The 541-nt window shown below is 56.2% G+C and carries 1 protein-coding gene; it reads right to left on the reverse strand.

Annotated elements, in window-relative coordinates; translation table 11 throughout:
- Positions 1-515: aminotransferase class III-fold pyridoxal phosphate-dependent enzyme (locus tag CA2_RS01350; protein WP_217997614.1), on the reverse strand; the 515-nt coding region annotated here is incomplete at its 3' end.
- Positions 516-541: the final 26 nt, after the last annotated feature.

Here is a 541-nt window from a genome sequence, read left to right on the forward strand (position 1 = left end):
AAGATCAATACGATGCCGTGCTTTTCGGTCACTTCGCGGATTTTTTTCAGCCACTTGGTGGGTGCAACCACCACACCGCCTTCGCCTTGGATGGCTTCCAAAATCACTGCCGCAGGCTTGGTCACGCCGCTTTCTACGTCTTCGATAAAGTTTTCGAAGTAATAGGTCAAGGCATCGACGCCTGCTTCACCGCCAATACCCAGTGGGCAGCGGTATTCATGGGGGTAGGGCATGAACTGCACGCCGGGCATCAAGCCATGCACCGCATTTTTGGCAGACAGATTGCCCGTCATGGCCAAAGCGCCATGCGTCATGCCGTGGTAACCGCCTGAAAAGCTAATCACCGAGCTGCGGCCGGTAAAGGTCTTGGCCAGTTTGATGGCGGCTTCAGTTCCATCCGCGCCCGATGGGCCACAAAACTGCAGGCAATATGCGTCTTTGCCGCCGGGCAATTGTTCCAGCAGGGCTTCGGTGAACGCGTCTTTGAGGGGCGTCGTCAAATCCAGCGTATGCAAGGGCAACCTGAATCGCACCGGGTTTG

This window comes from Comamonas aquatica NBRC 14918, assembly GCF_000739875.1.
Taxonomy (GTDB): domain Bacteria; phylum Pseudomonadota; class Gammaproteobacteria; order Burkholderiales; family Burkholderiaceae_C; genus Comamonas; species Comamonas aquatica.